Below are 22,829 nucleotides of genomic sequence, written 5' to 3'. Positions count from 1 at the left end.
CGTCGCCGCTGACAAGGTCAAGGCGACCCAATGGAGGCTAGCGATGAATTCCACACGCAGACAATTCCTGACGCTTCTGGCGGCCTCCACGGCCATGCAGTGGGTTGCCGGGCCTGCACTGGCTGAAAGCGGCACGGCGGGAAGCGGGAACGTTACCCTCGACAAGCTTCCCGACTGGTCGGGTGTCAGGCTACAACTTTGGAAATACAGCAATCCCTTCGTGCCATCGCAGTGGAGCGAACCCAAGCTTGGAGGCTACGATTGGAAAGCCGCGAACGTCAAAATCGTCGACGGCTCCCTTCAGCTTACCGTCAGCGAGAAGGCATCCGCGCAGGTAGTGTCCGGCGCCAACTCCGCTTCCTCATCGGCAAAATGGGAAGTGGACGTAACGCTTCCCTCGATGAAGCCAGGGCTAATCGCGGCGCCGCTTTGGATTTTCAACGACAAGGCCCATGAGGAAGTCGACTTTGAGATCGTCGGCACCAAGGGGATGCAGCTTACGGTCTGGGCCAACGTCGACAATCAGCACAAGACCGTTTGGATGAAATTGATCCAGTCTGGCGACCTCTCGGGCAAACGATATCGCCTGGCCATGCAATACGAGGCCGGGAAAAGAGTTGCCTTCTTCATCGACGGCAAGGAAGTGGCCGTCGTAACGCCGGCCGACACCCCCGGCGGAGCCTTTCCGAACAAGCCCATGCAGCCGTATTTCGACCTGTGGGTGGCGGCAGGCGCGGTCATGGATCCGCGTTGGGCCGGCAAATGGGAGCCAATGGCCCCCTCGGAAAGACTGGTCATGACACTTCACGGATACAGGCGCAGCGACGTCGGCCAGTGAGCTAAACTTCACGGCACCAAGGCTGCTTTGTCGAGGATCAAGGCATATGCGCCGGATATGCTGCATTGCAATATTCCTGGTGCGGCATTCCACGTTTTCTGTTGCGCTGCAAAATTATTGCCGTAGTTTGTGGGCGGCGGCGGTGGTGGATTTCGGATTTTGGAATCCGCGCAAAGATCAGGAATCCTGAATTTGGAAGCCAATCCATTCGATCCGCTAGAAGGCTCTCTGCGCAAATCGGTCGGGCGTGGCGCGGTGGTTACCGCGCTGTCGCAGTCGGTGCGGGTCGCAACACAGATCGTATCCGTCATCGTGCTGTCGCGGCTGCTTTCGCCGCAGGATTTCGGCGTCGTGGCGATGTGCGCGCCGGTGCTGGCCTTCATCGCGCTGTTCCAGGATTTCGGCCTGACCCAGGCGACGATCCAGAAATCCGGCATCCGGCATGAGGAGGTGAACTACCTCTTCTGGATCAACGTCGCCGTCAGCGCCGTGCTGGCCTGTGTGCTGGCGGGTTCGGCGCCGCTGGTCGCCACCTTCTATGGCGAGCCGCGCGTGACCGGCCTGGTGGCCGCGTTCGGACTGCAGATCATGGCCTATGGGCTCGGCGCCCAGCATCTGGCGCTTTTGACGCGCCGCATGCAGTTCGGGCGCCTGGCGATCATCGATGTCGCCAGCGCGGTCGCGGGGCTGGCGGTTTCGATCGCCTGGACCTTCATCGACCGCTCCTATTGGTCGCTTTTTGCCGGCACACTGACTGGCGCCGTGCTGCCGACGCTCTGCTACTGGGCCAGTTCGCGCTGGCGGCCCGGCCTGCCGCGCAAGGTGGCGGGCATCAGCGAGCTGATCAATTTCGGCGCCGGCATCACCGGCTTCAATTTCGCCAATTTCTTTGCCCGCAACCTCGATAACGTGCTGATCGGCAAATACTGGGGCGAGGCCCAGCTCGGCCTGTACGACCGCGCCTACAAGCTGCTTCTGTTCCCGCTCAGCCAAATCACCAATCCCTTGTCGAAGGTCATGGTGCCGGCGCTCTCCAGGCTCAAGGACGAGCCAGACCGCTACCGCAGCGCCTATCTGCGCGTCATGCCGCTGATCCTGCTGGTGGCGCTGCCCGGCGTCGCCTTCGCCACCGCGATGTCGGACGTGCTGATCCCCTTCGTGCTCGGCGAGCAGTGGCGTGAAAGCGCCCCGATCTTCCTGGCGCTCGGCTTTGCCGGCCTGCTGCAGCCACTCAACAACCCGGCGGGCTGGCTTTTCGTCAGCCAGGGCCGCTCCGGCGACTTCATGCGCTGGGGCATCATCACGGCCGTGACCTCGGTGATCGCCTTCGCAATTGGCCTGCCCTATGGCGCGCTGGGGGTGGCGGTGGCCTATGCGGTCAGCGAGTATCTGCGCACGCCCTTCCTGTGGCTCTATGTCGGCAAGAGCGGACCGCTGCGGGCCAGCCATGTGCTGCGCGGAGCAACGCCATTCGTGCTCGGCGCGCATCTGGCGCTGGCGGCGGTCTGGCTGATCAAGCCGGTCTTGCCGCAGCAGCATGTCGTCGCCCTGGCCAGCGGTGCCGTGCTCGCCTACGCCATCACCATCGTCGTCGCGCTGGTGTTCGCACCCGGCCGTGAGGCCTTGCGCGAGGCTCTGAAAATGCTGCCGGCAAGGCCGCCGGCGGCGACACCGCGTGAAGCGCAATAATTTCGGCGCTTTCGACCATTATGCCGTCCATCCGAGCAGCAGGTCCGATCCATGCACTACCGATCGATCTCCGACATGAACGACGCCATCGTCGGCAACCTTCACAGGCTGCCGCGCAACATCGACCTGGTGGTCGGCGTTCCCAGAAGCGGCGTGCTGGCGGCGACGCTGGTCAGCCTAGCAGCGAACATTCCGATGACCGACCTCGACAGCTTCCTGGAAGGCCGGGTCTACACGTCAGGCATCACCAAGCGCCGCGCCGCGCTCGACCGCAAGGTTTCGGACATGCGCAAGGTGCTGGTGATCGATGACAGCGTTTCCGGCGGCAACGCCATGCGCGACGCCCGCGCCCGAATAAAGGCTGCCGGCATTGAGGCCGACTTCACCTTCGCCGCCGTGTTCGGTCTGCGGCCGCAGCATCCCGAAACCGATATCGTCTTCGAAGTCGTGCCGCATCCACGCATGTTCCAGTGGAATTTCATGCACCACAAGTTCCTGGCGCAATGCTGCGTCGACATAGACGGCGTGCTGTGCCTCGATCCGACCGAGGCGGAGAACGACGACGGCCCGGCCTACGAGAAATTCCTCAGCGAAGCGCGGCCGCTTCATGCGCCGACCCACAGGATCGGCTGGCTGGTCACCAGCCGCCTCGAGAAATACCGCACGCTGACCGAGGCGTGGCTGGCCAAGCACGGAATCCAGTATGACCATCTGGTCATGCTTGACCTGCCGAGCAAGGCGGAGCGGCAGCGGCTTGGCGCGCACGGCAGTTTCAAGGCTGATTTCTATCGCAAATCCGATGCCATCCTGTTCATCGAAAGCGAGCACGCGCAGGCGCTGAGGATCACCGAGCTGTCGGGCAAGCCGGTGCTGTGCGTCGAGACCCACATGGTAAGCTTTCCCGAGGCGCTATCCTTGCCGGCGCTTGGCCAGGCGGCGCGAAACCTGCCGGCCAGGCTGCGGCAGATCAACTCGCAGGAAGGCCGCAAGAGCGTCGTCAAGTCCCTGGCTCGCGCCCTGCTTGGCGCCCGTGGCTACGAAACGCTCAGAAGCCGGGGCAAGCGCCCGGCCTGAATTGCCCTACGCGGCCTGACGGGCGCGCTGCTGCACCGCCCTGTCCAGTATCGAGAAAAAGGTGACGAACTGACGATCCGGATCAAGCTCCGGGCGTGCCGCGAAGCCGCGCGCGAGGCCCGAGACCCGATCATACTCCTTGTTATCGTTCCACAGCAGCCTGACGGCAGCCACCCAGTCGGCGAGCGGAGCATCGTGGTCCAGCACCGCGCCGCCGGGACCGATCGCTTCGGGCAGGCCGCCGCGCCGCGAGCCGATGACCGGAATGCCGCTGCAATGGGCCTCGGACGCCACGCGCCCCCAGGCCTCCTCCCATTTGCTGGGCGCAAGCAGGATCCTGGTGCGGCCATAGACCGTCTTCATGTCGCTGGTGCGGTTCTCCAGCGTGACGTTACCAAGGGGCGCGATCGTTCCCTCGATGCGCGCGCGATGGTCGTCATCCAGCTTCCAGCTCTCGACGAACAGGAACGGGATTTCGGGGCACGCGCCGGCGATACGCACCGCAAGCTCGAAGCCCTTTTCCTCATAGGGATTGACCAGGGTCACGAACTGGCCCGTCGTCGGCGTGCTGTAATGCGTCGGGTTGATGGTCGGCGGGATCACCGTCGCCTTGATGCCGAACTCACGCTTGTAAGTACGCGCGGTGAAATCGGAATTGGCGATATAGAGCGCCGAGTTCAACTCGCGCAGATCGCCACCCAGCTCGTGAAACTCGACATTTCTGAGATAGACGACCAGCGGCACGCCCTCGGCCTGCAGCGCCTTGCCGAGCGGAACCGATTTGTGGCACTGCACCACCGCTACATCCGGCTTCACCCGGTTGACGGCAAAGCCCGCGGCCTCCCAGGGAAACCACGCCCTTATCACCGGATAGCCGGGGAAGCTGTCGACGACCGCCGGCTGACGCAACAGCTTCATCTTGGCGCGTGCCTTGAAACCGAAGACACCCTCTCCGAACAGGGCAGCGAGCACCGCCGCCTCGTGTCCGTGTTCGATCAATTGTTCAACCAGGTGATGGGTGCTCGACTGGACACCGCCGCTGAATTCGGGCGGATACCCGTTACCACCTGCAAAAAGAACTTTCATGATCCTGGCTCCTCGTCTTTTCGCGTTTCATGCATGCGGCCAATGAAGAGCCGCGTCGAAGCCGCCTCAGGCGTACCGTGGCGGATCAAGCGTCGCGAACGGATCGGTGCATGAGTGCCATCCGGTGAACCGGATCGGATCATCGGGCGAACTGCGCCGGTCACGTTGCGCGCGCTCGTCGCGGCTTCCGTTCCGGGCCTGTCCGTAACGGGCCTCACGCCGCCATTCTGCCGATCGAGTGGTATTCGATGCCGTGGCGCGCCACGACCTTCGGGTCATAGAGGTTGCGGCCGTCGAAGATGACCGGCGTCGTCAGCGCATCCTTCAGCGCGTCGAAGGACGGCGCGCGGAAGCTTTTCCATTCGGTGGCGATGAGAAGCGCATCGGCGCCGCGCAGGGCGGCTTCCTTGGTGCCGCACAGCATCAGGTCGTCGCGCAGCCCGTAGATGGCCTGGCATTCCTGCATCGCCTCGGGATCGTAGGCCTGCACGGTCGCGCCGGCCTTCCAGAGCGCCTCCATCAGGACGCGCGCCGGCGCCTCGCGCATGTCGTCAGTGTTGGGCTTGAAGGCCAGGCCCCACAGCGCAAAGGTCTTGCCCTTGAGGTTGCCCTTGAAATAGCGGTTCACCTTGTCGAACAGCACGGATTTCTGGTCGTTGTTGCGCTCCTCGACGGCGCGCAACAGCTTGGCGTCGAACTTGACGCCCTCGGCGGTCTTGATCAGGGCGCGCACGTCCTTGGGGAAACACGAGCCGCCATAGCCCAGCCCCGGGTAGATGAAGTGGTAGCCGATGCGCGGATCGCTGCCGATGCCCTTGCGCACCTCCTCGATATCGGCGCCCAGCTGCTCGGCCAGATTGGCCATCTCGTTCATGAAGCTGATCTTGGTCGCCAGCATGCAATTGGCGGCGTATTTCGTGAATTCGGCGCTGCGCACGTCCATCACGATCATCTTCTCGTGGTTGCGGTTAAAGGGCGCGTAGAGCTCGCGCATCACCGCCTCGGTGTCCTCGCTGGATGTGCCGACGATGATGCGGTCCGGCTTCATGCAGTCGGCGACGGCCGAGCCTTCTTTGAGGAATTCGGGGTTGGAGGCGACGTCGAAGGTCAGGTCCTCACGCCCTCGCTTCTTCAGCGTCTCGGCGATCCTGGCCTTTACCTTTTCGCAGGTGCCGACCGGCACGGTCGACTTGCCGACAACGATCTTGGCGGTATCCATCTCGCGACCGATAGTCTCGGCGACCGCCAGCACATATTTGAGATCGGCCGAACCATCCTCGCCGGGCGGCGTGCCGACGGCGATCATCTGGATTTCACCATGCTTGACGGCGGCGGCGGCATCGGTGGTGAATTTGATGCGGCCGGCGGCGTGATTTTCCCTGACGATGCTTTCGAGGCCTGGCTCGAAGATCGGGACCAGGCCTTGGTTCAGTCGCTCGACCTTGTTTGCGTCGACATCGACGCAAACCACCTGGTGGCCGACTTCGGCAAGCACCGCTGCCTGCACGAGGCCGACATAGCCAATTCCAAACACCGTCAAGTTCATTCGGTTTCGTTCCTTCCCAAGGCCGCGAACCGTTTACGGTCCGGCCGGTTCAATTCGTCTTTCCCACTTCCTTTACTCTACATACCAGCGATTCCGGAAACTGGCATGGCTCGCCGAGCGCTGTGAAGGCAACGCGATCGACCTGCAGCGAAACCTTGCGGCCCGGATCCGCGAACGCCCCCATCCAGCCCTTCATGGTATCGCTGCCCCAAAGGCTGAAGAAGATCTTCTGGGCGTGGGCGGGCAGCTTCGCCGGATCGGTGATGGTGTTCACCAGCTTGCCGTTGAGATACCAGCGCAAACTGTCCTTCTGCCAGACGAAGGCGTAGTCGTTGAACCCGCCGTCGGTGCCGCCCGGCACGTCGACCAGCTTCTCGTTCTTGCCCTTGCCGGCGATGTAGGCGTTGACCTGCACCTTGGAGGTGTCCTTGGTCAGGATCTCGAAGTCGATCTCATCCCAGGGCTGCTTGTCGGACGGGCCGATATAGGAAAAGAAAGCGGCGTTGAGACCGGGACCGGTTTCGGTCTTCATCCGCGCCTCGTAGGTGCCATAGCCGTAGCGCTGCTTGGTCTGGACCTCGCCGCAGACGAACTCACGATCCTTCGTCTTCTGCTTCTCGAAGCCCAGCGACAACACACCGTCCGACAGGCTGACCTGCCCTTTCGACCAGGTGCAATTCTGGTGGCTGCCATTTGTCCAGCCGTCGGAAACATACCAGCGCTGACGGTTGAAACTGGTGAAATCGTCGACGAAGGACGGGGACGTCTCGATATTCTGCGCATGGGCAGGAACTGCCAGCAGGCTGCCCAGGGCAACCAGCAGCAGCGCACAGAGCAAACCCAATCGATCCGGGCTGTCTTGCCTGGTCCGGCGCGCGAAGGGCCTTGCGTGAATTGCTGTCGCGGACGTGGTTTTCGGATCAGAATTCATACCAAACTCACCTTTGTGCTGTGCGTCCCCAACCCAAAGTCGACGTTTGAAGTGCCTCCAAACGGGCCAACCTCGGCCTTCCTCTTTGACCCTCCTCGAACTTCCTTCCACCTCGCATCAAATTCGTCGTGGCAGTCCCGCACATTTCACTTTCGGCCGGCGCCCGCAGGCCTGGCAAAATCGACCTCGACGGCTGAATCGGACGCCTCATCCTTGTCGAAGACCATATCCAGCGAATGACGGAGTTCCTGCATCATGCCGTTCTGGCGCGACAGCGCCGCGATGCGGCGCTCGCAATTCAGGATCGACTTTGTCAGTGCGCTGACTTCGGACGACCGGCGGTCGGAGGCGGAGCCATTTTCCATGGCTTCGACGAGGAAAGCCGCGTTGGTCGCCGTCTTGCGGTAGCGGCTCTCCAGGCCGGTTTTCTCGGCCTCGATCTCGGCGGCGATCTGCTCGAACAGCTTCGCCAGTCGGTCGAGGCGCGCGATGTCGGCCTGCCGGTCCCGGGCAGGATCTCTTGATCTGAAGCCGAATATCGAGGCCATGAGCTTAAATTCCTGTCATCACCGGCGCGCGCCGGATTACTGGCCGACCCCCGCAACCGGGGTTTAAACGTCGCATCATCCTTCTCCTGCGACGGGGAGAGGGACTTCAGACCAATCCGATCGGGGGCCAGTTCGGCTGGTCGTTTTATTTGCTGCACCGCAACATAGACTGCCATCCCCGAAGCCGTGAGGCAACCACCCAATTCGTAAACTCATAAATCCGATGGAAATGCTTTGCGCGATGAGTCTGTCGGCGGTGGGGCAGAACAAGCGTTTCCCGCGTCTTACCGCTCCTTGCCCGTGCTGGTTCCCGCCATCAGGAAACGCAGCCGCGGCACATGCTTGTGCCTGGACATAAGGCCGACGCGACGAAACAGCGCCTCGAGCTTGTCGAAGGCCACGCCCTGGACGATGGGAACGAGGTTGGATTGACTTGCGAAAGCATAGGCCACGGCCGAAGCCAGCCCGCGCTCCGCTTTCACGTCGAGGAAATTGCGCAGCCGGTATTTGTCGCGCACGTGCCGCTCGTGCCGCCGCAGCACCGCCCTGGACCCTTCCGGCAGGCTGTCGATCGCCAGCAGCGCCAGATCGGCATCGGCCAGCCGCTTCAAGTCCTGCGTCTTGTGACGGCCGCTGAGCGAATCGGCGCGCACGATGGCGCCGTAACCGCAGGAACGGATGACCTTGAACCGGGCTCCGTGGGCGACCGCGCGCGCGTAAAGCTCATAATCCTCGCCCAGGCGCAGGCTTTCGTCGTAGCGCAACCCGTGCCGGTCGAGGAAGGCGCGGCTGATCACTGGTTTCAAGAAACCAAGCTCGCCTCTTTGTACGTGGCGCCTGGAGATGTTGCTTTCGACGAAGCGCTCGAAGTCGAGGAATTCCGGATCGGCGGCAAAATCCGGGGCGACGATCTTCGTCGCGTCGCTCGTCGCGTCATCCCTGATGAGCATGATGTTGTCCGCCGCGAAATCCCAATCGGCGACGGCAAACAGGTTGCGGAACCGTCCCTCGAGAAAGAAGTCGTCGGCGTCCAGAATGCTGATGAACGGCGCTTGCGAGCCGGCGATCGCGGCGTTGCGGGCGAAGGAAGGACCGCGATTGATGTCGAGGCGCATCACCGCAAGCCGGCCGCTGCCATCGTCGGCGGAGCGGGCGACTTCAGCCGTATTGTCGGTGGAGCCGTCGTCGACGACGACGACCTCCGCCACTTCCGGCTCGCGCAACGCGGATGCGATGGCGACCGCGATCGTGCGTGCCGCGTTTTTGGCCGCGATGATCACGCAGACTTGGGATTTCGTCATCGACATTGGTTCTGCCTCTTGCACAGGTTCCGATGCCCTCGCCCTGTACGTGTCAACGTTCGACGCCACCGCCATCGCGGGTCGGCCGCTCGAAGATGCGGCGGCTTATGTCCGCCGACGCTGCCCAGCCGGCCTCGGCCAAGTAGCGGACGGGAGCCCTGCCGCACAATTCCCATAACACCGTTCGCCGCTGCGGCCAGCGCAGCGATGAGAGCCACGGCGCGATGACCATGTTGAGCAGATCCTCATTGCCGATGCGCGACAGGACCCGCGTGGCCCGCTCCGACAAAAGCGTGCCGGCACCGCCGAGCAGCACGTCGGCGGCGCGCAGGCCGAGCAGCAGCGTATCGTCCAGCCCTTGGCTCGCCGCGGCATCGAGCACACGGCGCTGATTGGCCTCGTCGAGACGGCTGGCGCTGGCCCTGATATCGCAGACATGGCCGGCGCAGGGTTCGCGGTTGAACAGCGCCTTGGCAACGCTGATGCAAGACAGCACCAAGGTGTCGGCGGCCGACGTGAACGGCACTTCGGTGCCGGCGATCTCGACCAGTTGTTTGCGCCGCAAGAACCCGTCAGAGTCACGCGGACTGGGCGAACCGGGCTGCTGGAGGCGATAGTGAAGGTCGACGGTCGACGATTTCGGCCCATTGCCGCGATTCATATGCTGTTCGCCGAGGAAGCGAACCCACCAGACGGAGCGCGATTTGCCTGACACTTCATAGCCGATCGAGCGCAGCGCATCGCGCGCCTTCGAGAAGCCGGCAGGGGAGACCAGGATGTCGACATCGCCCGAAGGTTTCATGAAATGGTCGCCGTAAAGAAGGTGCTGCTGGAATGGGCCCTTCAGAAAGACGAAGTCGATCTGCCTGTCGCGCAGCGCCTCATGGATCGCCAGCGAATCCATCAGGCAGGCGGCATTCATCGAAACCGTCCGCCTGCGATAGGTATCGAGCCATTCGAAGAGCTCGGCCGGCCTTTCGCCCGCCGGCGCACGCGACAGGACCTTCAGGACGAAGGTCGCGACCTTGTTCAGCCTGGCAATGTCGGCGAGCACGGCATCGGAAAGGCCCGGCGTCAACACCTCGCCGGCCGAGGCGGCCGGGCCCGCGAAATACAAGCGCAGGCAGGCCCGCACATAGGCAATCTCGTCGGCGCAATCCGCGGCGCGCAGTCGTTCATAGGAACTTTCCGGCAAGGCCATTGAGCGCACAGTCTCCAAAAAAGCGATTTGCGCCACGCGTATGCTGCAAGTGCGAAGCAAAGCATCCTCAAAAACCTCGGCGCCGTAAAGTCCTTCCTTCGCAGCGCGGAATTTTGCAACCAGAGCGTTTACCCGCTTACCCGAACGTGGCGAAGTACAGGCTGAAATTCCGATCCTATCGAAGCAACCTCAGCCGGCCATCAACCACAGATGGGCCAACAAAAATCCGTCTTTTTAGTGACGTCTAAAAAGGCATCGAACGTCAAAGTTTTCTATCAGCAAAATCAAGCGCTTAATGAATCGAAGGCCACAGTGCCCGATTGCTTTTGACTTCAACCCAAAAGAGGTCAAATTTTGAGCATCTCCCGCACGCATGGTGACGCCCGCAACCCATAATTGATTAACGTCAGGTAAATCAGACTTGACTCATAAATGTTGCTATGCAGCTATTGCGTTGCAGCATGCAAGTGCTGACGGCACTCGACAAGCCGTTTCCAGTCCTCATTGGAGAGTAATTTCCAGTCCTCATTGGAGAGTAAAATGGAACAGAATGTTGAAAGGCATGAGTACGAAACGCCAAGCCTGACGGTGCACGGTTCGATCGAGACGATCACCCAGGGCGGCGGCGGCAACACGGCGACTGACGTTTCGTTTCCCGCGCACACCCCGATCGGCGACCTGACGTTCTCCTGAGATCAGTCTGGTTCTGGAGGAATGACGTTGGGCCCCCAGGATCCAAGAACATGAATGGAGTCGGGGATGAAAATCCCCGACTTTCCCGCACTGAACTGCCGACGCGTATCGTAAAGCGTGTGTTTCAAACGAGGTTTTAGGATGAACTGGAACCCATCTGACCACGATTGCGTGAGGGCCACTGGGGATGCCGTGGCTTGCGAATTCGGCGATGGCCTCGCGCTGCTCGATCTGAAATCCAACATCTATTACAGTCTCAACGGCGTCGGCGCTTTCATCTGGGAGCTGATCCAGGACCCGAGGTCGATCGCCGATATCCGTGGCGCCGTGCTTGCGCGCTACAATGTCGATGCCGAACGCTGCAACGCCGACGTCGACGCATTGCTGAAGGGCCTGGCCGAAAACGGGCTTGCGAGGCTGCAGGATGAGGCATTCGTCTAGGCAGGTTCCGCAAAACGCCATGGCTTCGCGGCAAAGACTTGCAACGGAAAAAAGCGCCACGCCGGCGAACCGTCGCCCCGGCGGGCGAAGGGTGGCCAGGGTTCTCACCTTGAGCGGTTCGGAAGCGTTTTTCCTCTGCCGCTGCCTGATGGTGGTCGCGGCCGTCCGGCTGGGGCTGACATTGTTCTCGTACAACCGTGTTCGCGGCATGGTGACCCGGCTCAACGCGCGCCAGTGTGCCAGCATGGGCGAGTTGCGGCTCGTCGCCTGGGGCGTTGTGGCCGCCGCGCGGTTCGTGCCGCGCGCAACGTGCCTTACCCAGGCGCTTGCGGGCCAATACATTCTCGCGCGCCAGGGTAATGCTTCCCATATCCGCATAGGCATCGAACGCGGCACGGGCGAGCAACTGAGGGCGCATGCCTGGCTGGTCAGCGACAACCATGTCGTGCTCGGCGGCTCCGTCGATGGTTTCGCCCATCTGGTCGATCACGGCAGCCGATGAGCGGCGTGGCCGGAATCCTGCTGCGACAGGAACCCGCGCCGACGGACGCGGCGACCGACATCCAGCAGATGCTGACACGCATGCGCCATCGTGGCCCCGACGGAAATTCGTGGTGGCTGGACACCGGCATCGCGCTTGGCCACGCCTGGTTAAACACCACCGGTGAATCCGGCCCAGGCCCGCTGACCCTGGCCGGCGGCAAGCTCGCCATCACCGCGGATTGCCGGCTGGACAATCGCGACGAGCTGATGGCGAGACTCGGCGTCAGGGACAGGTCGGTCGCCGACGCCGTGTTGCTGATGCAGGCCTATCTGCGCTGGGGCGAAGCCTGCCCGGTGCATCTGCAAGGCGATTTCGCTTTCGCGGTGTGGGATGCCGAGCGGCGGCTGTTGTTTTGCGCGCGCGACCATTTCGGGGTCAAGCCATTCTACTATCACGCAACCGAACGCCGCTTTGCCTTCGCTTCCGAGATTGGGCCGATACTTGGCCTGGACGGGGTCGGTGCGCGTCTCAGCGAGCATCGGATTTCGGGTTTCCTGGCCGGGCTTCCCGACGACCCGCAATCAACGCCCTACAGCGACATCTTCAGCCTGCCGGCGCGTCACAGCCTCACCGTCACCGCGCAGCAAGTGGTGATGCGCCGGTACTGGCAGATCGAGCCATCGCCGCGCGCGCTCCGGTCCGACGCCGCGGAGGAGTTCGCCCATCTGTTCTCGCAATCGGTGCGCAACCGCATGCGCGGAAGTCAGTCGGTCGGCGCGATGCTGAGCGGTGGTCTCGATTCCTCCTCGATCGCCTGCGTGGCAGGCCTGCAGAACGCCGCCGAGCGGAAATCGAAGTTGCCGACCTTCTCGCTGATTTTCGAGAAGGGCTCGTCGATGGACGAGCGCCCTTTCATCGATGCCGTGCTGGACCAGCAGAAGGCCGACCCGACGCTGATCCCCGTCGACAATTACGCACCCTTCGCTGAATTCGAACGGGTGCTGGAAGAGCAGGAAGGCACCTTCCTGGCGCCGGGCCTGACGCTGACCCGTGGCATCTACCGGACGGCGGGCGCCAAGGGCATCAAGGTGCTGCTCGACGGGCACGGCGGCGACGAGGTCGTTTCACAGGGACATGGCCATCTGCACGAGCTTGCCAATACCGGCCGATGGCTGGACCTTTGGCGCGAGGTCCGCAGCGCCTCGAACACCTATGGCAACAGCACGCTTGCTCTCTATTTCCAGTTCCTGACCATTTACGGGCCGGCCTGGCGCATTGCCCGGCTGAGACATCTGGCGAACCGCGCCCTGAACAAGATACGCGGGGCCTCCGCAACGCCGCGCGGCCGAAGCTGGCGCGACCTGATCAACCCGGACCTGGCCAAACGAACCGAGCTTGTCGACCGGTTTCACCGGGCCGGCTACATGCCGCCAAGTGTCCAGGCCAGCGACGCGCTCAGCCATCGCTGGATCCTGTTAAATGGCTATGTCCCGCATTCTTTCGAGGTTCTCGACAAGGCCGCGGCCAATTTCGGCATCGAGCCGCGCTACCCGTTCTGGGACAAGCCGCTGGTCGAATTCTGCCTGGCGCTGCCGGGCGAGGAGAAGCTCAGCCACGGCTTTGGCCGCTATGTGCTGCGCCGGGCCATGGAAGGCATCCTGCCGGCGGCAGTCCAGTGGCGGCGCGACAAGATCGATTTCACCGCCAATCTGGTCAACGGCATGGTGCGCAACCACCGCGACCTCCTGGAGCAACTGCTGGTCTCGGATGCCGGCCGCATCGCGCCCTACGTCAACCTGCCGCAGGTGAAGGCCGCCTGTGCGCGGCTGCTCAGCCAGCCGGATCGGGCGGCGGCGCTCGACGTCCAGTATGTCTGGCGTTCGGCTTCGCTGTCGCTATGGCTGCGGCAGGTCCAGCCCGGCGGGAGCCCAGCATGATGCCCCGCAACCAGCCGCTTGCCGCATATCCTGATCATCCGCCGGCGCATGCCGGGATGGTCAGAGAGCGGCGTTACTACCGGGCCTATGGCCTGACCGTTGCGTCCGATGTTGCTTTGCCCGAGCTGGAGCGGGCGGGGCCAGCGGTGGCGGATATCCTGATCGCCATCGGCACGATCGATATGCCGAAGCCCTCACCCGAGGCCGCGACGATCTTCCGCTTCGAGCCGGAGCGGCAATATCTGGCCTGGCATGCGGTCGGCGCCTTCATGATCAGCGACGGCTGCCGCATCGATGTCGAACCGGCGCCCGGCGCCGACGACGCGCTGCTCGCGTTTCCCCTGCTCGGACCGGTGATGGCGCTGTTGCTGCACCGGCGCGGCCTGCTCGTCCTGCATGCCAGCGCCATTGCGGTGGCCGGCAAGGGCGCGATCTTCATGGGCGACAAGGGCGCCGGCAAGTCGACGACGGCAAGCGCGCTGATCAGGGCTGGTCACCAACTGCTCACCGACGACATCGTGGCGCTCGATCTCGCCAACTCGGACGAGCCGATGATCGTGCCGGGATTTCCGCAGATCAAGCTTGCCGCCGACGCCGCGGCCGCGATTTCGCTGGGGCAAGCGGAGGTGCGGCCGCAAGTGCATCCGGCTATCGAGAAGATGCAGCATCGCCTGCACGGCGCCTTTTCCGGTGACACGGTGCCGGTGGCCAGGATCTATGTTCTGGAGCGCGGCCAAACGGCCGAGATCGCGCCCTTGCCAGGCATTGCCGCCTTGCCGGCCATCATCAAATTTTCCTACGTGACGCGATTTGGTCGTGCCGCGCTGTCAGGCGACTTGGCGGCGGTGCATTTTCGCCACTGTTCAGGAATTGCCAACCATACCGGCGTCTGCCGGCTGGAACTCCCGACCGGGCTCGACAGGATCGGCGAGGCCGTGGAGTTGATCGAAACAGATCTGGCGGCAGGGGATCCGAAGGCTGGCCGCCGGCAGCCGTGAGCGCAAACATGTCGAAGTCCTCAATCCTTCGCCTGTCGCTGTTTCGCGATATCGCCGCGTTCGGCGCTGTCATCGCCCAGATCGGCGGGCGGCGCACCTGGACGGCGCTGCTGTTCCTGATCCTTGGCAGCCTGACGGAAGGCATTTCGATCCTGCTGCTTGTGCCGCTACTCCACCTTGTCGGTCGCGCCGACCAGGATTTCGCGGTCCGGCTGCCGAATATTGATGTCGTGCGCTGGCTGGTGCCTGGCGGAACCTTGCAACTGACGACGGTGCTGTGCGCGCTGGTTGGGCTCGTTGCTGTGCAGGCAGCATTCAACCGCTTCAAGTCGGTCTACATGGCCAGGCTTCTCTTCGATTTCATCAACCGTTTGCGCATGAACCTGTTCGAGAGCATCGGCAAGGCGCGCTGGGGCGTGTTCACGCGCATGCGCAGCTCCGACCTCGACCATGCCCTGACCGGCGACATAGACCGTGTCCAGGGGGCGGCCTTCTCGCTGCTGATGCTGGTGCAGATCGCCATGCTTCTGACCGGCTATCTCGTGGTCTCCGTGTTCATCTCGCCGGTGATGACGCTGTTTGCCGTGGTCATCGGTATCCTGATGTTCGTCGCGCTGCAGCCGTTCCGCTCGCGCGCCACCGCTTTCGGCAGGGTTCTGACAGCCAATCGCCAGGATCAGTACCGGACGGTCTCGGAATTCCTCGGCGGCATCAAGGTGGCCAAGAGCCTGAATGTCGAAGCGAGCTATTTCGCCCAGTTGCAGGCAACGCTCGAAAAGATGAAGGCCGACAACATCGACTACGTGCGCAACAGCTCGATCGGTACCGCCGTGTTCCAGGTGGCGAGCGTGGTGGGCTTGAGCCTGTTCATCTATGTAGCGCTGGTCCGCTTCAACCTGTCGCTGGCCGAGATTGTCGTGCTGTTGCTTGTCTTCATGCGCATCGCGCCGCGCTTCATGGACATGCAGACACAGGCCCAGCAGGTGCTGATCAACCTGCCCGCCTATACGGCGATGCGCAGCCTGCAGGCACGTTTCGATGCAGAGCGTGAACCGGGCCATGTCGGATCCAAGGATGGTGGCAAGCTGTCGCTGGATACCGGACTGAACATTCGAGGTGTCTCCTTCTTCTATGACGATAGCGCCGGCAAGGCGGTGGTGAGCGACATCACGTTTGGCCTTCCCGCCGGCAAGGTCACCGCCCTGATCGGTCCGTCGGGATCCGGCAAGAGCACGATCGCCGACATGCTGCTCGGCCTGCTCGAGCCGAGCGCCGGCAAGATCGTCGTCGACGGCGTCGAGATCGATGCCGCCAATCGCCGCCGCTGGCGCGATCAGGTGGCCTATGTGCCGCAGGACGTGTTCCTGCTGCACGATACGATCGCGCAGAACCTGCGTCTCGCTGCGCCGCAGGCGAGCGACGACGATTTATGGAGCGCGCTGCGCGCCGCGCACGCCGGTGAATTCGTCGAACGGCTCGACCACAGGCTCGATACGGTGGTCGGCGACCGTGGCGTGCGCCTCTCCGGCGGCGAGCGCCAGCGCATCGCGCTGGCGCGTGCACTGCTGCGCAAGCCGTCGCTGCTCATCCTCGACGAGGCGACCAGCGCGCTCGACTGGCAGAACCAGTCGCTGATCGCCAGGTCGATCGACGGATTGCGCGGCGCGATGACCATCCTGACCATCGCCCACCGGCCGTCGATGATCGCCTTCGCCGACTGGGTGGTGGCGATGGAGGACGGCCGTGTCGTGGAAGTCGGGCAATATCAGCGGCTGAAGGCAAAGCCGGGGAGCCGGCTATCCAGGATGCTGTCTGGAGAACAATCGGAACCCGAATCCGCCAATGTGGCCTGAGGGCGGATATATCCCTGGGATTTGGCGATATTGCTGGATCAGTGCAGGCTTCGCCGTGCGCTGCCAAGCTTTTCGCTTTCAGCCACGTCCGGCGCACTGAGCTTTCTTTCGGCCTCGCGCAGCCTGTCCGCCGGCGTCGGCGCGCTCCTGGCGATCATGGCATAGACAAGGACGAAGTAGCCGGCCTGGATGATCACGGCGCAGATGATGACGCGCAGCAGGGTCGTACCCAGCGAAGCGCTATCGATCCAGGACCAGCCAACGATGATTGCCAGCGCGAAAATCATCCCAATGATGAATTTTGGAAGCGACATACCCAACAGCCCATAAACCGGCTCGGGTTATATCCAACGATTGCCCTACCCGAGCGCCGTCCCTTGTTATGCGGGCTTGTTAAGCTGCCCGCTGCCGACCGGTTGCTTCCGGCCTTTCAACCTGTCGCCACTCTGACAGGTATAATTTGCAATTCTATTAAGGCGGGCAGGAGGCGGCAAGGGCAACCGCACATATTTTTGATTGAGCCGATACGATTGACTCGCTCGTGTTGCAACGCACACACAGGCATTTCAAACGATCTAGGCCCACAGGCCTATTTCAGTACAATCTACAATATTAAGCAGTATTTTATGTTAATATTCCGGAACTTCGCACCTTTATAAAGCACTAATATGCCCCGTTGGAGGCCAGGGGGAACGCCCCGCCTCAAAATCGCCCCAGAAAGGTCGGCATTTTTTCTAGTTGCCATTTTATTGTCACAAATTTGCTCAACATCCTGAAAAGTTTGCTGCCCAAGCTTATTATTTAGTCAATTCATGACGAGACTATTTCAAGGGGCTGGGAAATTGTGTGTTGCGCTGCAGCATTTTTTTGATATCGTGCGGTAAACCATTCGTTCAACGCATGGAGTATCGGCATGAGGGACATTGCCAAGTCGGCCACGGCGGACTTTTCGCAGGCTGGCACCGATTTTCCGCCGCCGATCGGCGGCCTTATCAAACGCAGTTTCGATATTGTGGGTTCGCTGGCCGGCCTGATCGCGCTCAGCCCGCTGTTCATCATGATAGCGTTGCTGGTCAAGTTTTCCGACGGTGGATCGATTTTCTACGGCCACAGGCGAATCGGGCGCGGCGGTCGAATCTTTCCGTGCCTGAAATTCCGCACCATGGTTCCGGACGGCGACAAGGTGTTGGCCGCCTATCTAGCCACCAATCCGGAAGCCAACGCGGAGTGGATGGCCACCCGCAAGCTGAAGAACGATCCGCGCGTCACCCGTGTCGGAGCGGTCTTGAGGAAGCTCAGCCTCGATGAACTCCCCCAGATCATCAACATCCTTCAGGGCGACATGAGCCTTGTCGGGCCTCGTCCGGTGGTACGCGACGAGTTGGAGATCTACGGCAGCGCCGCCGTGTACTATCTGAAGTCCCGGCCCGGCCTGACTGGCCTGTGGCAGGTCAGCGGCCGCAACGACGTCTCCTATGACAGCCGCGTCGCGTTCGACCGTCACTATGTCGAGAACTGGTCGCTGTTCGGGGACGTGCGCATCATCATCAAGACCGTGCCGGCCGTCTGGATGTCGCGCGGCTCTTACTGACCGGCCACCGGTGCCAGGCATCCGGCGGCAAGCTCATCGGGCGATGGGGCTAAAACGGATCGGAACGCACAGTTGAAAAAAGACATATCGGAAGCCTTTGGCAGCGGCCCGTTTTGCGGCCGCTCGCTGCTTATGGCCTGCCTTGCGGCATCGCTCGCTTTTCCGCCGATGGCCGCCGCCGACGAATACCACCTCGGCTCGCAGGACAAGCTCACCATCCGCATCGCCGAATGGCAGACCGTCGAAAGTACGTTCCGCGACTGGTCGTCGGTCAACGGCCAATACACGGTCGGCCCGGCCGGTACCCTGTCCGTGCCGTTCGTCGGCGAATTGCCGGCGGCCGGCAAGACCACGGCGCAAGTCGCGGCAGCGATCGGCGAGGCGCTGCAGCACAAGCTCGCTTTGTCGGACAGGCCTGAAGCCTCGGTTGAAATGGCACAGTTCCGGCCATTCTATATTTCAGGCGAGGTGCAGAACCCCGGTCAGTTTCCCTATGTGCCCGACCTTACGGTGCTGAAGGCGATCAGCGTCGCCGGCGGCATCAGGCGCAACACAGACTACGGGCCTCAACTCGGCAAGGACCTGGTCACCGCCAAGGGCGGCTTCGACATTTCTGACGACCAGCGCATCAGGCTGATCGTCAAGCGCGCCCGCATCGACGCCGATATGGCCGGCAAGACGAGTTTCGACGTTCCAAAAGAGGTCGAGGGCGATCCGCGGCTGCCGGCCATCGTCGCCGACGAGATGACGATCCTGACCTCGGACCAGAAAGCGCTTAAGCTGAAGCTCGAGGCGCTCGACGATCTCAAAGGGGTTCTGCAGGCCGAGATCGAATCCCTGCAGAAGAAGATCGTCAACCAGCAGAAGCAGGTCGACCTGGCGCAGCAGCAACTCGCCAGCATCGGTCCGCTGGCGCAGAAGGGTCTGGTCGCCAACGCGCGACTTCTGGATTCGCAGCAGTCCGTCACCGACCTGCAGGGCAAGATCCTGGACTACGAAACGGCCATCCTCACCGCCAAGCAGGCGATCAGCAAGGCGACGCAGGACGCCATCGATGCCCAGAACACCTTGAGTTCGAGTCTCGCCGCCAACCGGCAGCAGACCGAAGCCGACCTCAATGAGGCCGCGCTGAAGGTGAACATGCAGAAGGGCCTGATCGCCCAGGCAACCGATCCAGCCACCAGGGCGGCCGCTGATACCAGCGAAGAGCCCAGCCTGCTCTACGCGCTGGTGCGGGTCGTCGACGGCAAGACCAGCGAGATCGCGGCGAAGGAAGACACACCCGTGCTGCCCGGCGACGTCATCAAGGTCAAGCTGGCGCCTCTGGCCAGCCAGTAGGCGTTGGTCGCATCGAGCATTCCAGGAAAAGTGCGTAACGGTTTTCCGTCTCGAGTTGCGTAATAACAAAGACTTAGGGCGGATCAACGATTCCATCAAACGCCGGGCCGCTCTAGCGGGCCGTCCTGCAAAGGCTGTTCGTTCCATTGCATTCACCTGGCTGCGGAGGGCAGCCGGATGTCTGTGTCCGCATAACGATCAATGCGGCTCGGAAGGGGTGTCGTCGTGAATATCTATCGTGTCCGAAGGTTTATCAAAGGTAGGATCTTTACCTTCCTTTGGCGCACCAGGGGCATAAAAATAGCCGATCGCGTTTCGGTCCTCGGCGTCTCGCCGCGTATAGCAGGAAAGGGCGCTATCGAGCTCGGTTCCCTGGTTTCATTCCGGGGTTTCGGATCCCGTTCCTGGTTCCATGTGCTCGGCAATGCAAGACTGTCCATCGGCTCCAGATCATTCATAAACAGCGGCGTGATGATCGACGTTTCGACAGCGGTGAGCATCGGGAAGAACTGCCTTGTCGGCGATTGCGTCGTCATTCAAGATTCGAACTATCACGAGATCGATGAAGGCGCCGGCGTCAAAATGAAAGCCGTCGTGATCGGCGACAATGTGTGGATCGGCCGCAATTCGATAATTCTGCCTGGAGTTGAAATCGGCGACCATAGCGTGATCGGAGCCGGGTCCGTGGTCACCAAAAGTGTCCCCCCGCACAGCCTGGTTGCCGGAAATCCCGCCCGAATAATTCGCGAGATAGCGGCGTCCCCGGGATATGTGCGCTTTTAGAGCAATTGCAGGAAAAGTGCGTAGCGGTTTTCCGTCCGGAATTGCGTAATAACAAAGAGTTAGAGCGGATCAACGATTCTATCAAACGCTGAACCGCTCTAGGCGCAATCGAGTTCATCGAAGATCAGCCGGTCCTCCTTGTCGGCGATCCTGAAACGGGTCCATGCGGCGGCTCTCGATATCAAGCCGGCAGTCGTGCACGCAAAATGGCTGCCTGCCATCGCGTATGAGGCGGGATAGTGCCAAGAGGCCGGTGCACGATACACAAAAAGGTACTGCCTGCCGAACAAGGTAGGCTCTCATCGGCCACCAACGGGGCACTTCAAACCCCGATCCCGCGTTCCTTCAGGGCGGCGGTGATCTCGTCCAGGATGACAGGGTCGTCGATGGTCGCTGGCATGGCCCACTCTTCCTTGTCGGCGATCTTCTGCATGGTGCCGCGCAGGATCTTTCCCGACCGCGTCTTGGGCAGGCGCTTGATCATCACCACGGTCTTGAAGGCGGCGACCGGGCCGATGCGTTCGCGCACCAGCGCGACCACCTCCTGCTCGATGGCTTCCCCGTCGCGCGCGACACCGGCGTTCAACACCACGAAGCCGAGCGGCACCTGGCCTTTCATGGCATCGGCAATGCCGACGACAGCGCATTCGGCGACATCGGGATGGGCGGCCAGCACCTCTTCCATGGCGCCGGTCGACAGCCGGTGGCCGGCGACATTGATGATGTCGTCGGTGCGGGCCATCACATAGAGGTAGCCATCGTCGTCGATCATGCCGGCATCGGCCGTCTTGTAGAAGCCGGGGAACTCGTCGAGATAGGCTTGGCGGAAGCGGGCATCGGCGTTCCACAAGGTCGGCAGGCAGCCGGCCGGCAATGGCAGCTTGACCACGACATTGCCCAGCGTGCCGCGCGGCACTTCGTGGCCGGCGTCGTCGAGCACCCGGATGTCGTAGCCGGGCATCGGCACGCCGGGCGAGCCGTATTTCACCGGCAGCAGGCCGAGCCCCGCCGGGTTGATCGTCATCGGCGATCCGGTCTCCGTCTGCCACCAATGATCGACGACGGGCACGTTCAATTTCTGCTCCGCCCATTTGATGGTTTCGGGGTCGGCGCGCTCGCCGGCGAGGAACAGTGTGCGGAATTTCGACAGATCGTATTTGGGAACGAACTCGCCCTTGGGGTCCTGTCCCTTGATGGCGCGGAACGCCGTCGGCGCGGTGAACAGCGCGACGGCGCCGTGTTCGGCAATGACGCGCCAATAGGTGCCGGCGTCGGGCGTGCCGATCGGTTTGCCTTCGAACAGGATGCTAGTGCAGCCATGCAGCAGCGGTCCGTAGACGATGTAGGAATGGCCGACCACCCAGCCGACATCGGACGCCGCCCAGAACACCTCGCCCGGCTTGACCCCGAATTCGTTCTCCATCGTCCATTTCAGCGCGACCATGTGGCCGCCATTGTCGCGCACGATGCCCTTGGGCTGGCCGGTCGTGCCTGACGTGTAGATGATGTAGAGCGGATCGGTGGCGAGCACCGGCACGCAGTCGACATTGGCGCCGGCCGCCCGTTCGCGGGCGACGGCGTCGGCGTAGTCGATGTCGAAATAGTCCTTCAGATCGCAGCGCAACTGGCCGCGCTGCAGGATCAGGCAGGCGTCCGGCTTGTGGCGGGACATCTCGATCGCTCTGTCGAGCAGCGGCTTGTAGGCCACGACCCGGCCCGGCTCAAGGCCGCAGGAGGCGGAGATGATCAGCTTGGGCCTGGCGTCATTGATGCGGGTGGCAAGCTCATGCGAGGCAAAGCCGCCGAAGACGACCGAATGCACCGCGCCGATCCGGGCGCAGGCGAGCATGGCGATAGCCGCCTCCGCCACCATGGGCATGTAGATGATGACACGGTCGCCCTTGCCGATGCCGCGATTCTTCAGCACCGAGGTCAGCGCCACCACTTCACGCTTGAGCTCGGCATAGGTGAATTTCTTCACCGTTCCGGTGATGGCGCTGTCATGGATCAGCGCGATCTGATCGGCGCGTCCGCCGGCGACATGGCGGTCGATGGCGTTGTAGCAGGTGTTGCAGGTCGCGCCGGTGAACCAGCGCCCGTAGACGCCGGCCGTGGCATCGAACACCTTGTCCCAGGGCGAGTACCAATCGATGGCGACGGCCGCGTCCACCCAGAATTTTTCCGGGTCGCGTTTCCAGCCGTCATAGACCTCGTGATAGCGTGAAGCCATCCACATCCTCCCCAGGATCGATTTGCCGTCTTTGTGATAGCCTATGCTGTTTTTTCCGGCGATGTCTTCCCCGATTTTCGTCCGAGATGGTCTCGTCCTGAGCGGAGACGCCCACAGTCGTGAAGTACGGCATTGAGGGGAGCGCATGCGCCACCGGTGGTCGCCTGCAAAACGCAGACCGGCATGGACTACCTCCCCCGGCTGATAGACAGCACCCCATCACCGCGCTATCTCATTTCGGGCTTTGCATGGCTTTTTGGGGTTGGT

20 protein-coding genes are annotated in these 22,829 nt (G+C 62.3%); 12 read left to right on the top strand and 8 right to left on the bottom strand.

Features of this window, described 5'->3' with window-relative positions; translation table 11 throughout:
• Positions 1-94: 94 nt before the first annotated feature.
• The 3 genes from FJ938_RS15885 to FJ938_RS15875 all read left to right on the top strand — a co-directional run bounded on the left by FJ938_RS15885 (position 95) and on the right by FJ938_RS15875 (position 3,601).
• Entirely contained in the window at positions 95-838 is a 744-nt protein-coding gene (locus FJ938_RS15885; RefSeq protein WP_181169115.1) for a family 16 glycosylhydrolase, read from the top strand.
• A gap of 192 nt (positions 839-1,030) precedes the next feature.
• Entirely contained in the window at positions 1,031-2,527 is a 1,497-nt protein-coding gene (locus tag FJ938_RS15880; RefSeq protein ID WP_140695229.1) for a lipopolysaccharide biosynthesis protein, read from the top strand.
• Between the two features lie 51 nt (positions 2,528-2,578).
• A complete protein-coding gene (locus FJ938_RS15875) occupies positions 2,579-3,601 on the top strand; it encodes a phosphoribosyltransferase family protein (protein WP_140695226.1) in 1,023 nt (340 codons plus the stop codon).
• Between the two features lie 6 nt (positions 3,602-3,607).
• Here the strand turns inward: FJ938_RS15875 and FJ938_RS15870 are convergent, their stop codons facing one another.
• From FJ938_RS15870 to FJ938_RS15840, 6 genes are all read right to left on the bottom strand, one after another.
• Positions 3,608-4,687, bottom strand: coding sequence for a glycosyltransferase (locus tag FJ938_RS15870; RefSeq protein WP_140695224.1), 1,080 nt, complete (start codon positions 4,685-4,687; stop codon positions 3,608-3,610).
• A gap of 214 nt (positions 4,688-4,901) precedes the next feature.
• Positions 4,902-6,233, bottom strand: coding sequence for a UDP-glucose/GDP-mannose dehydrogenase family protein (locus FJ938_RS15860; protein ID WP_140695219.1), 1,332 nt, complete (start codon positions 6,231-6,233; stop codon positions 4,902-4,904).
• Between the two features lie 49 nt (positions 6,234-6,282).
• Entirely contained in the window at positions 6,283-7,164 is an 882-nt protein-coding gene (locus tag FJ938_RS15855; RefSeq protein WP_140695217.1) for a family 16 glycosylhydrolase, read from the bottom strand.
• A gap of 146 nt (positions 7,165-7,310) precedes the next feature.
• Entirely contained in the window at positions 7,311-7,712 is a 402-nt protein-coding gene (locus FJ938_RS15850; RefSeq protein ID WP_140606813.1) for a hypothetical protein, read from the bottom strand.
• Between the two features lie 284 nt (positions 7,713-7,996).
• Positions 7,997-9,019: a glycosyltransferase family 2 protein gene (locus FJ938_RS15845; protein ID WP_140695215.1), complete on the bottom strand. Its 1,023-nt coding sequence runs from the start codon at positions 9,017-9,019 to the stop codon at positions 7,997-7,999.
• A gap of 46 nt (positions 9,020-9,065) precedes the next feature.
• The gene (locus FJ938_RS15840; protein WP_140695213.1) at positions 9,066-10,214 is read right to left on the bottom strand and encodes a nucleotidyltransferase family protein; all 1,149 of its coding nucleotides are present in this window, start codon (positions 10,212-10,214) and stop codon (positions 9,066-9,068) included.
• Positions 10,215-10,754: 540 nt separating this feature from the next.
• Between FJ938_RS15840 and FJ938_RS15835 the strand changes: the two genes are divergently transcribed.
• From FJ938_RS15835 to FJ938_RS15810, 6 genes are all read left to right on the top strand, one after another.
• Positions 10,755-10,907 carry a lasso peptide gene (locus FJ938_RS15835; protein ID WP_140606816.1) on the top strand — a complete coding sequence of 51 codons (153 nt, stop codon included), beginning with the start codon at positions 10,755-10,757 and terminating at the stop codon, positions 10,905-10,907.
• A gap of 192 nt (positions 10,908-11,099) precedes the next feature.
• Positions 11,100-11,348 carry a PqqD family protein gene (locus tag FJ938_RS15830; protein ID WP_246673353.1) on the top strand — a complete coding sequence of 83 codons (249 nt, stop codon included), beginning with the start codon at positions 11,100-11,102 and terminating at the stop codon, positions 11,346-11,348.
• Between the two features lie 109 nt (positions 11,349-11,457).
• A complete protein-coding gene (locus FJ938_RS15825; protein ID WP_226890474.1) occupies positions 11,458-11,850 on the top strand; it encodes a lasso peptide biosynthesis B2 protein in 393 nt (130 codons plus the stop codon).
• Positions 11,847-13,769 carry a lasso peptide isopeptide bond-forming cyclase gene (locus tag FJ938_RS15820; protein WP_140695207.1) on the top strand — a complete coding sequence of 641 codons (1,923 nt, stop codon included), beginning with the start codon at positions 11,847-11,849 and terminating at the stop codon, positions 13,767-13,769. The genes FJ938_RS15825 and FJ938_RS15820 overlap by 4 nt, the downstream gene beginning before the upstream one ends.
• On the top strand, positions 13,766-14,767 hold the full coding sequence (locus FJ938_RS15815; protein ID WP_140695205.1) for a serine kinase: 1,002 nt from the start codon (positions 13,766-13,768) through the stop codon (positions 14,765-14,767). The genes FJ938_RS15820 and FJ938_RS15815 overlap by 4 nt, the downstream gene beginning before the upstream one ends.
• Before the next feature lie 8 nt (positions 14,768-14,775).
• The gene (locus FJ938_RS15810; protein ID WP_140695203.1) at positions 14,776-16,620 is read left to right on the top strand and encodes an ABC transporter ATP-binding protein; all 1,845 of its coding nucleotides are present in this window, start codon (positions 14,776-14,778) and stop codon (positions 16,618-16,620) included.
• 38 nt (positions 16,621-16,658) lie between these two features.
• On the opposite strand, the gene FJ938_RS15805 is transcribed toward FJ938_RS15810, so the two are convergent.
• Entirely contained in the window at positions 16,659-16,934 is a 276-nt protein-coding gene (locus tag FJ938_RS15805) for an exopolysaccharide production repressor exox (protein WP_140606822.1), read from the bottom strand.
• Between the two features lie 599 nt (positions 16,935-17,533).
• Here FJ938_RS15805 and FJ938_RS15800 point away from each other — a divergent pair.
• The 3 genes from FJ938_RS15800 (at position 17,534) to FJ938_RS30290 (ending at position 20,332) form a co-directional block, all read left to right on the top strand.
• Entirely contained in the window at positions 17,534-18,211 is a 678-nt protein-coding gene (locus tag FJ938_RS15800) for a sugar transferase (RefSeq protein ID WP_140695201.1), read from the top strand.
• 84 nt (positions 18,212-18,295) lie between these two features.
• Positions 18,296-19,549 carry a polysaccharide biosynthesis/export family protein gene (locus FJ938_RS15795; protein ID WP_181169119.1) on the top strand — a complete coding sequence of 418 codons (1,254 nt, stop codon included), beginning with the start codon at positions 18,296-18,298 and terminating at the stop codon, positions 19,547-19,549.
• A gap of 225 nt (positions 19,550-19,774) precedes the next feature.
• Positions 19,775-20,332 carry an acyltransferase gene (locus FJ938_RS30290; RefSeq protein WP_140777896.1) on the top strand — a complete coding sequence of 186 codons (558 nt, stop codon included), beginning with the start codon at positions 19,775-19,777 and terminating at the stop codon, positions 20,330-20,332.
• Between the two features lie 322 nt (positions 20,333-20,654).
• On the opposite strand, the gene FJ938_RS15785 is transcribed toward FJ938_RS30290, so the two are convergent.
• Positions 20,655-22,562: a propionyl-CoA synthetase gene (locus FJ938_RS15785; RefSeq protein WP_140695196.1), complete on the bottom strand. Its 1,908-nt coding sequence runs from the start codon at positions 22,560-22,562 to the stop codon at positions 20,655-20,657.
• Positions 22,563-22,829 lie beyond the last annotated feature (267 nt).

It is taken from the genome of Mesorhizobium sp. B2-4-14, from assembly GCF_006442155.1.
GTDB lineage: Bacteria > Pseudomonadota > Alphaproteobacteria > Rhizobiales > Rhizobiaceae > Mesorhizobium.
Note: the sequence above shows the minus strand (reverse complement) of the source record. Positions and strands in the feature narration are given on the sequence as shown.

Bases quoted from the DNA above. Each gene is read 5' to 3' on its own strand.
- FJ938_RS15885 (WP_181169115.1), top strand. From the start codon at position 95: ATGCAGTGGGTTGCCGGGCCTGCACTGGCTGAAAGCGGCACGGCGGGA.
- FJ938_RS15875 (WP_140695226.1), top strand. From the start codon at position 2,579: ATGCACTACCGATCGATCTCCGACATGAACGACGCCATCGTCGGCAAC.
- FJ938_RS15870 (WP_140695224.1), bottom strand. From the start codon at position 4,687: ATGAAAGTTCTTTTTGCAGGTGGTAACGGGTATCCGCCCGAATTCAGC.
- FJ938_RS15860 (WP_140695219.1), bottom strand. From the start codon at position 6,233: ATGAACTTGACGGTGTTTGGAATTGGCTATGTCGGCCTCGTGCAGGCA.
- FJ938_RS15855 (WP_140695217.1), bottom strand. From the start codon at position 7,164: ATGAATTCTGATCCGAAAACCACGTCCGCGACAGCAATTCACGCAAGG.
- FJ938_RS15850 (WP_140606813.1), bottom strand. From the start codon at position 7,712: ATGGCCTCGATATTCGGCTTCAGATCAAGAGATCCTGCCCGGGACCGG.
- FJ938_RS15845 (WP_140695215.1), bottom strand. From the start codon at position 9,019: ATGTCGATGACGAAATCCCAAGTCTGCGTGATCATCGCGGCCAAAAAC.
- FJ938_RS15840 (WP_140695213.1), bottom strand. From the start codon at position 10,214: ATGGCCTTGCCGGAAAGTTCCTATGAACGACTGCGCGCCGCGGATTGC.
- FJ938_RS15835 (WP_140606816.1), top strand. From the start codon at position 10,755: ATGGAACAGAATGTTGAAAGGCATGAGTACGAAACGCCAAGCCTGACG.
- FJ938_RS15820 (WP_140695207.1), top strand. From the start codon at position 11,847: ATGAGCGGCGTGGCCGGAATCCTGCTGCGACAGGAACCCGCGCCGACG.
- FJ938_RS15815 (WP_140695205.1), top strand. From the start codon at position 13,766: ATGATGCCCCGCAACCAGCCGCTTGCCGCATATCCTGATCATCCGCCG.
- FJ938_RS15810 (WP_140695203.1), top strand. From the start codon at position 14,776: ATGTCGAAGTCCTCAATCCTTCGCCTGTCGCTGTTTCGCGATATCGCC.
- FJ938_RS15805 (WP_140606822.1), bottom strand. From the start codon at position 16,934: ATGTCGCTTCCAAAATTCATCATTGGGATGATTTTCGCGCTGGCAATC.
- FJ938_RS15800 (WP_140695201.1), top strand. From the start codon at position 17,534: ATGAGGGACATTGCCAAGTCGGCCACGGCGGACTTTTCGCAGGCTGGC.
- FJ938_RS15785 (WP_140695196.1), bottom strand. From the start codon at position 22,562: ATGGCTTCACGCTATCACGAGGTCTATGACGGCTGGAAACGCGACCCG.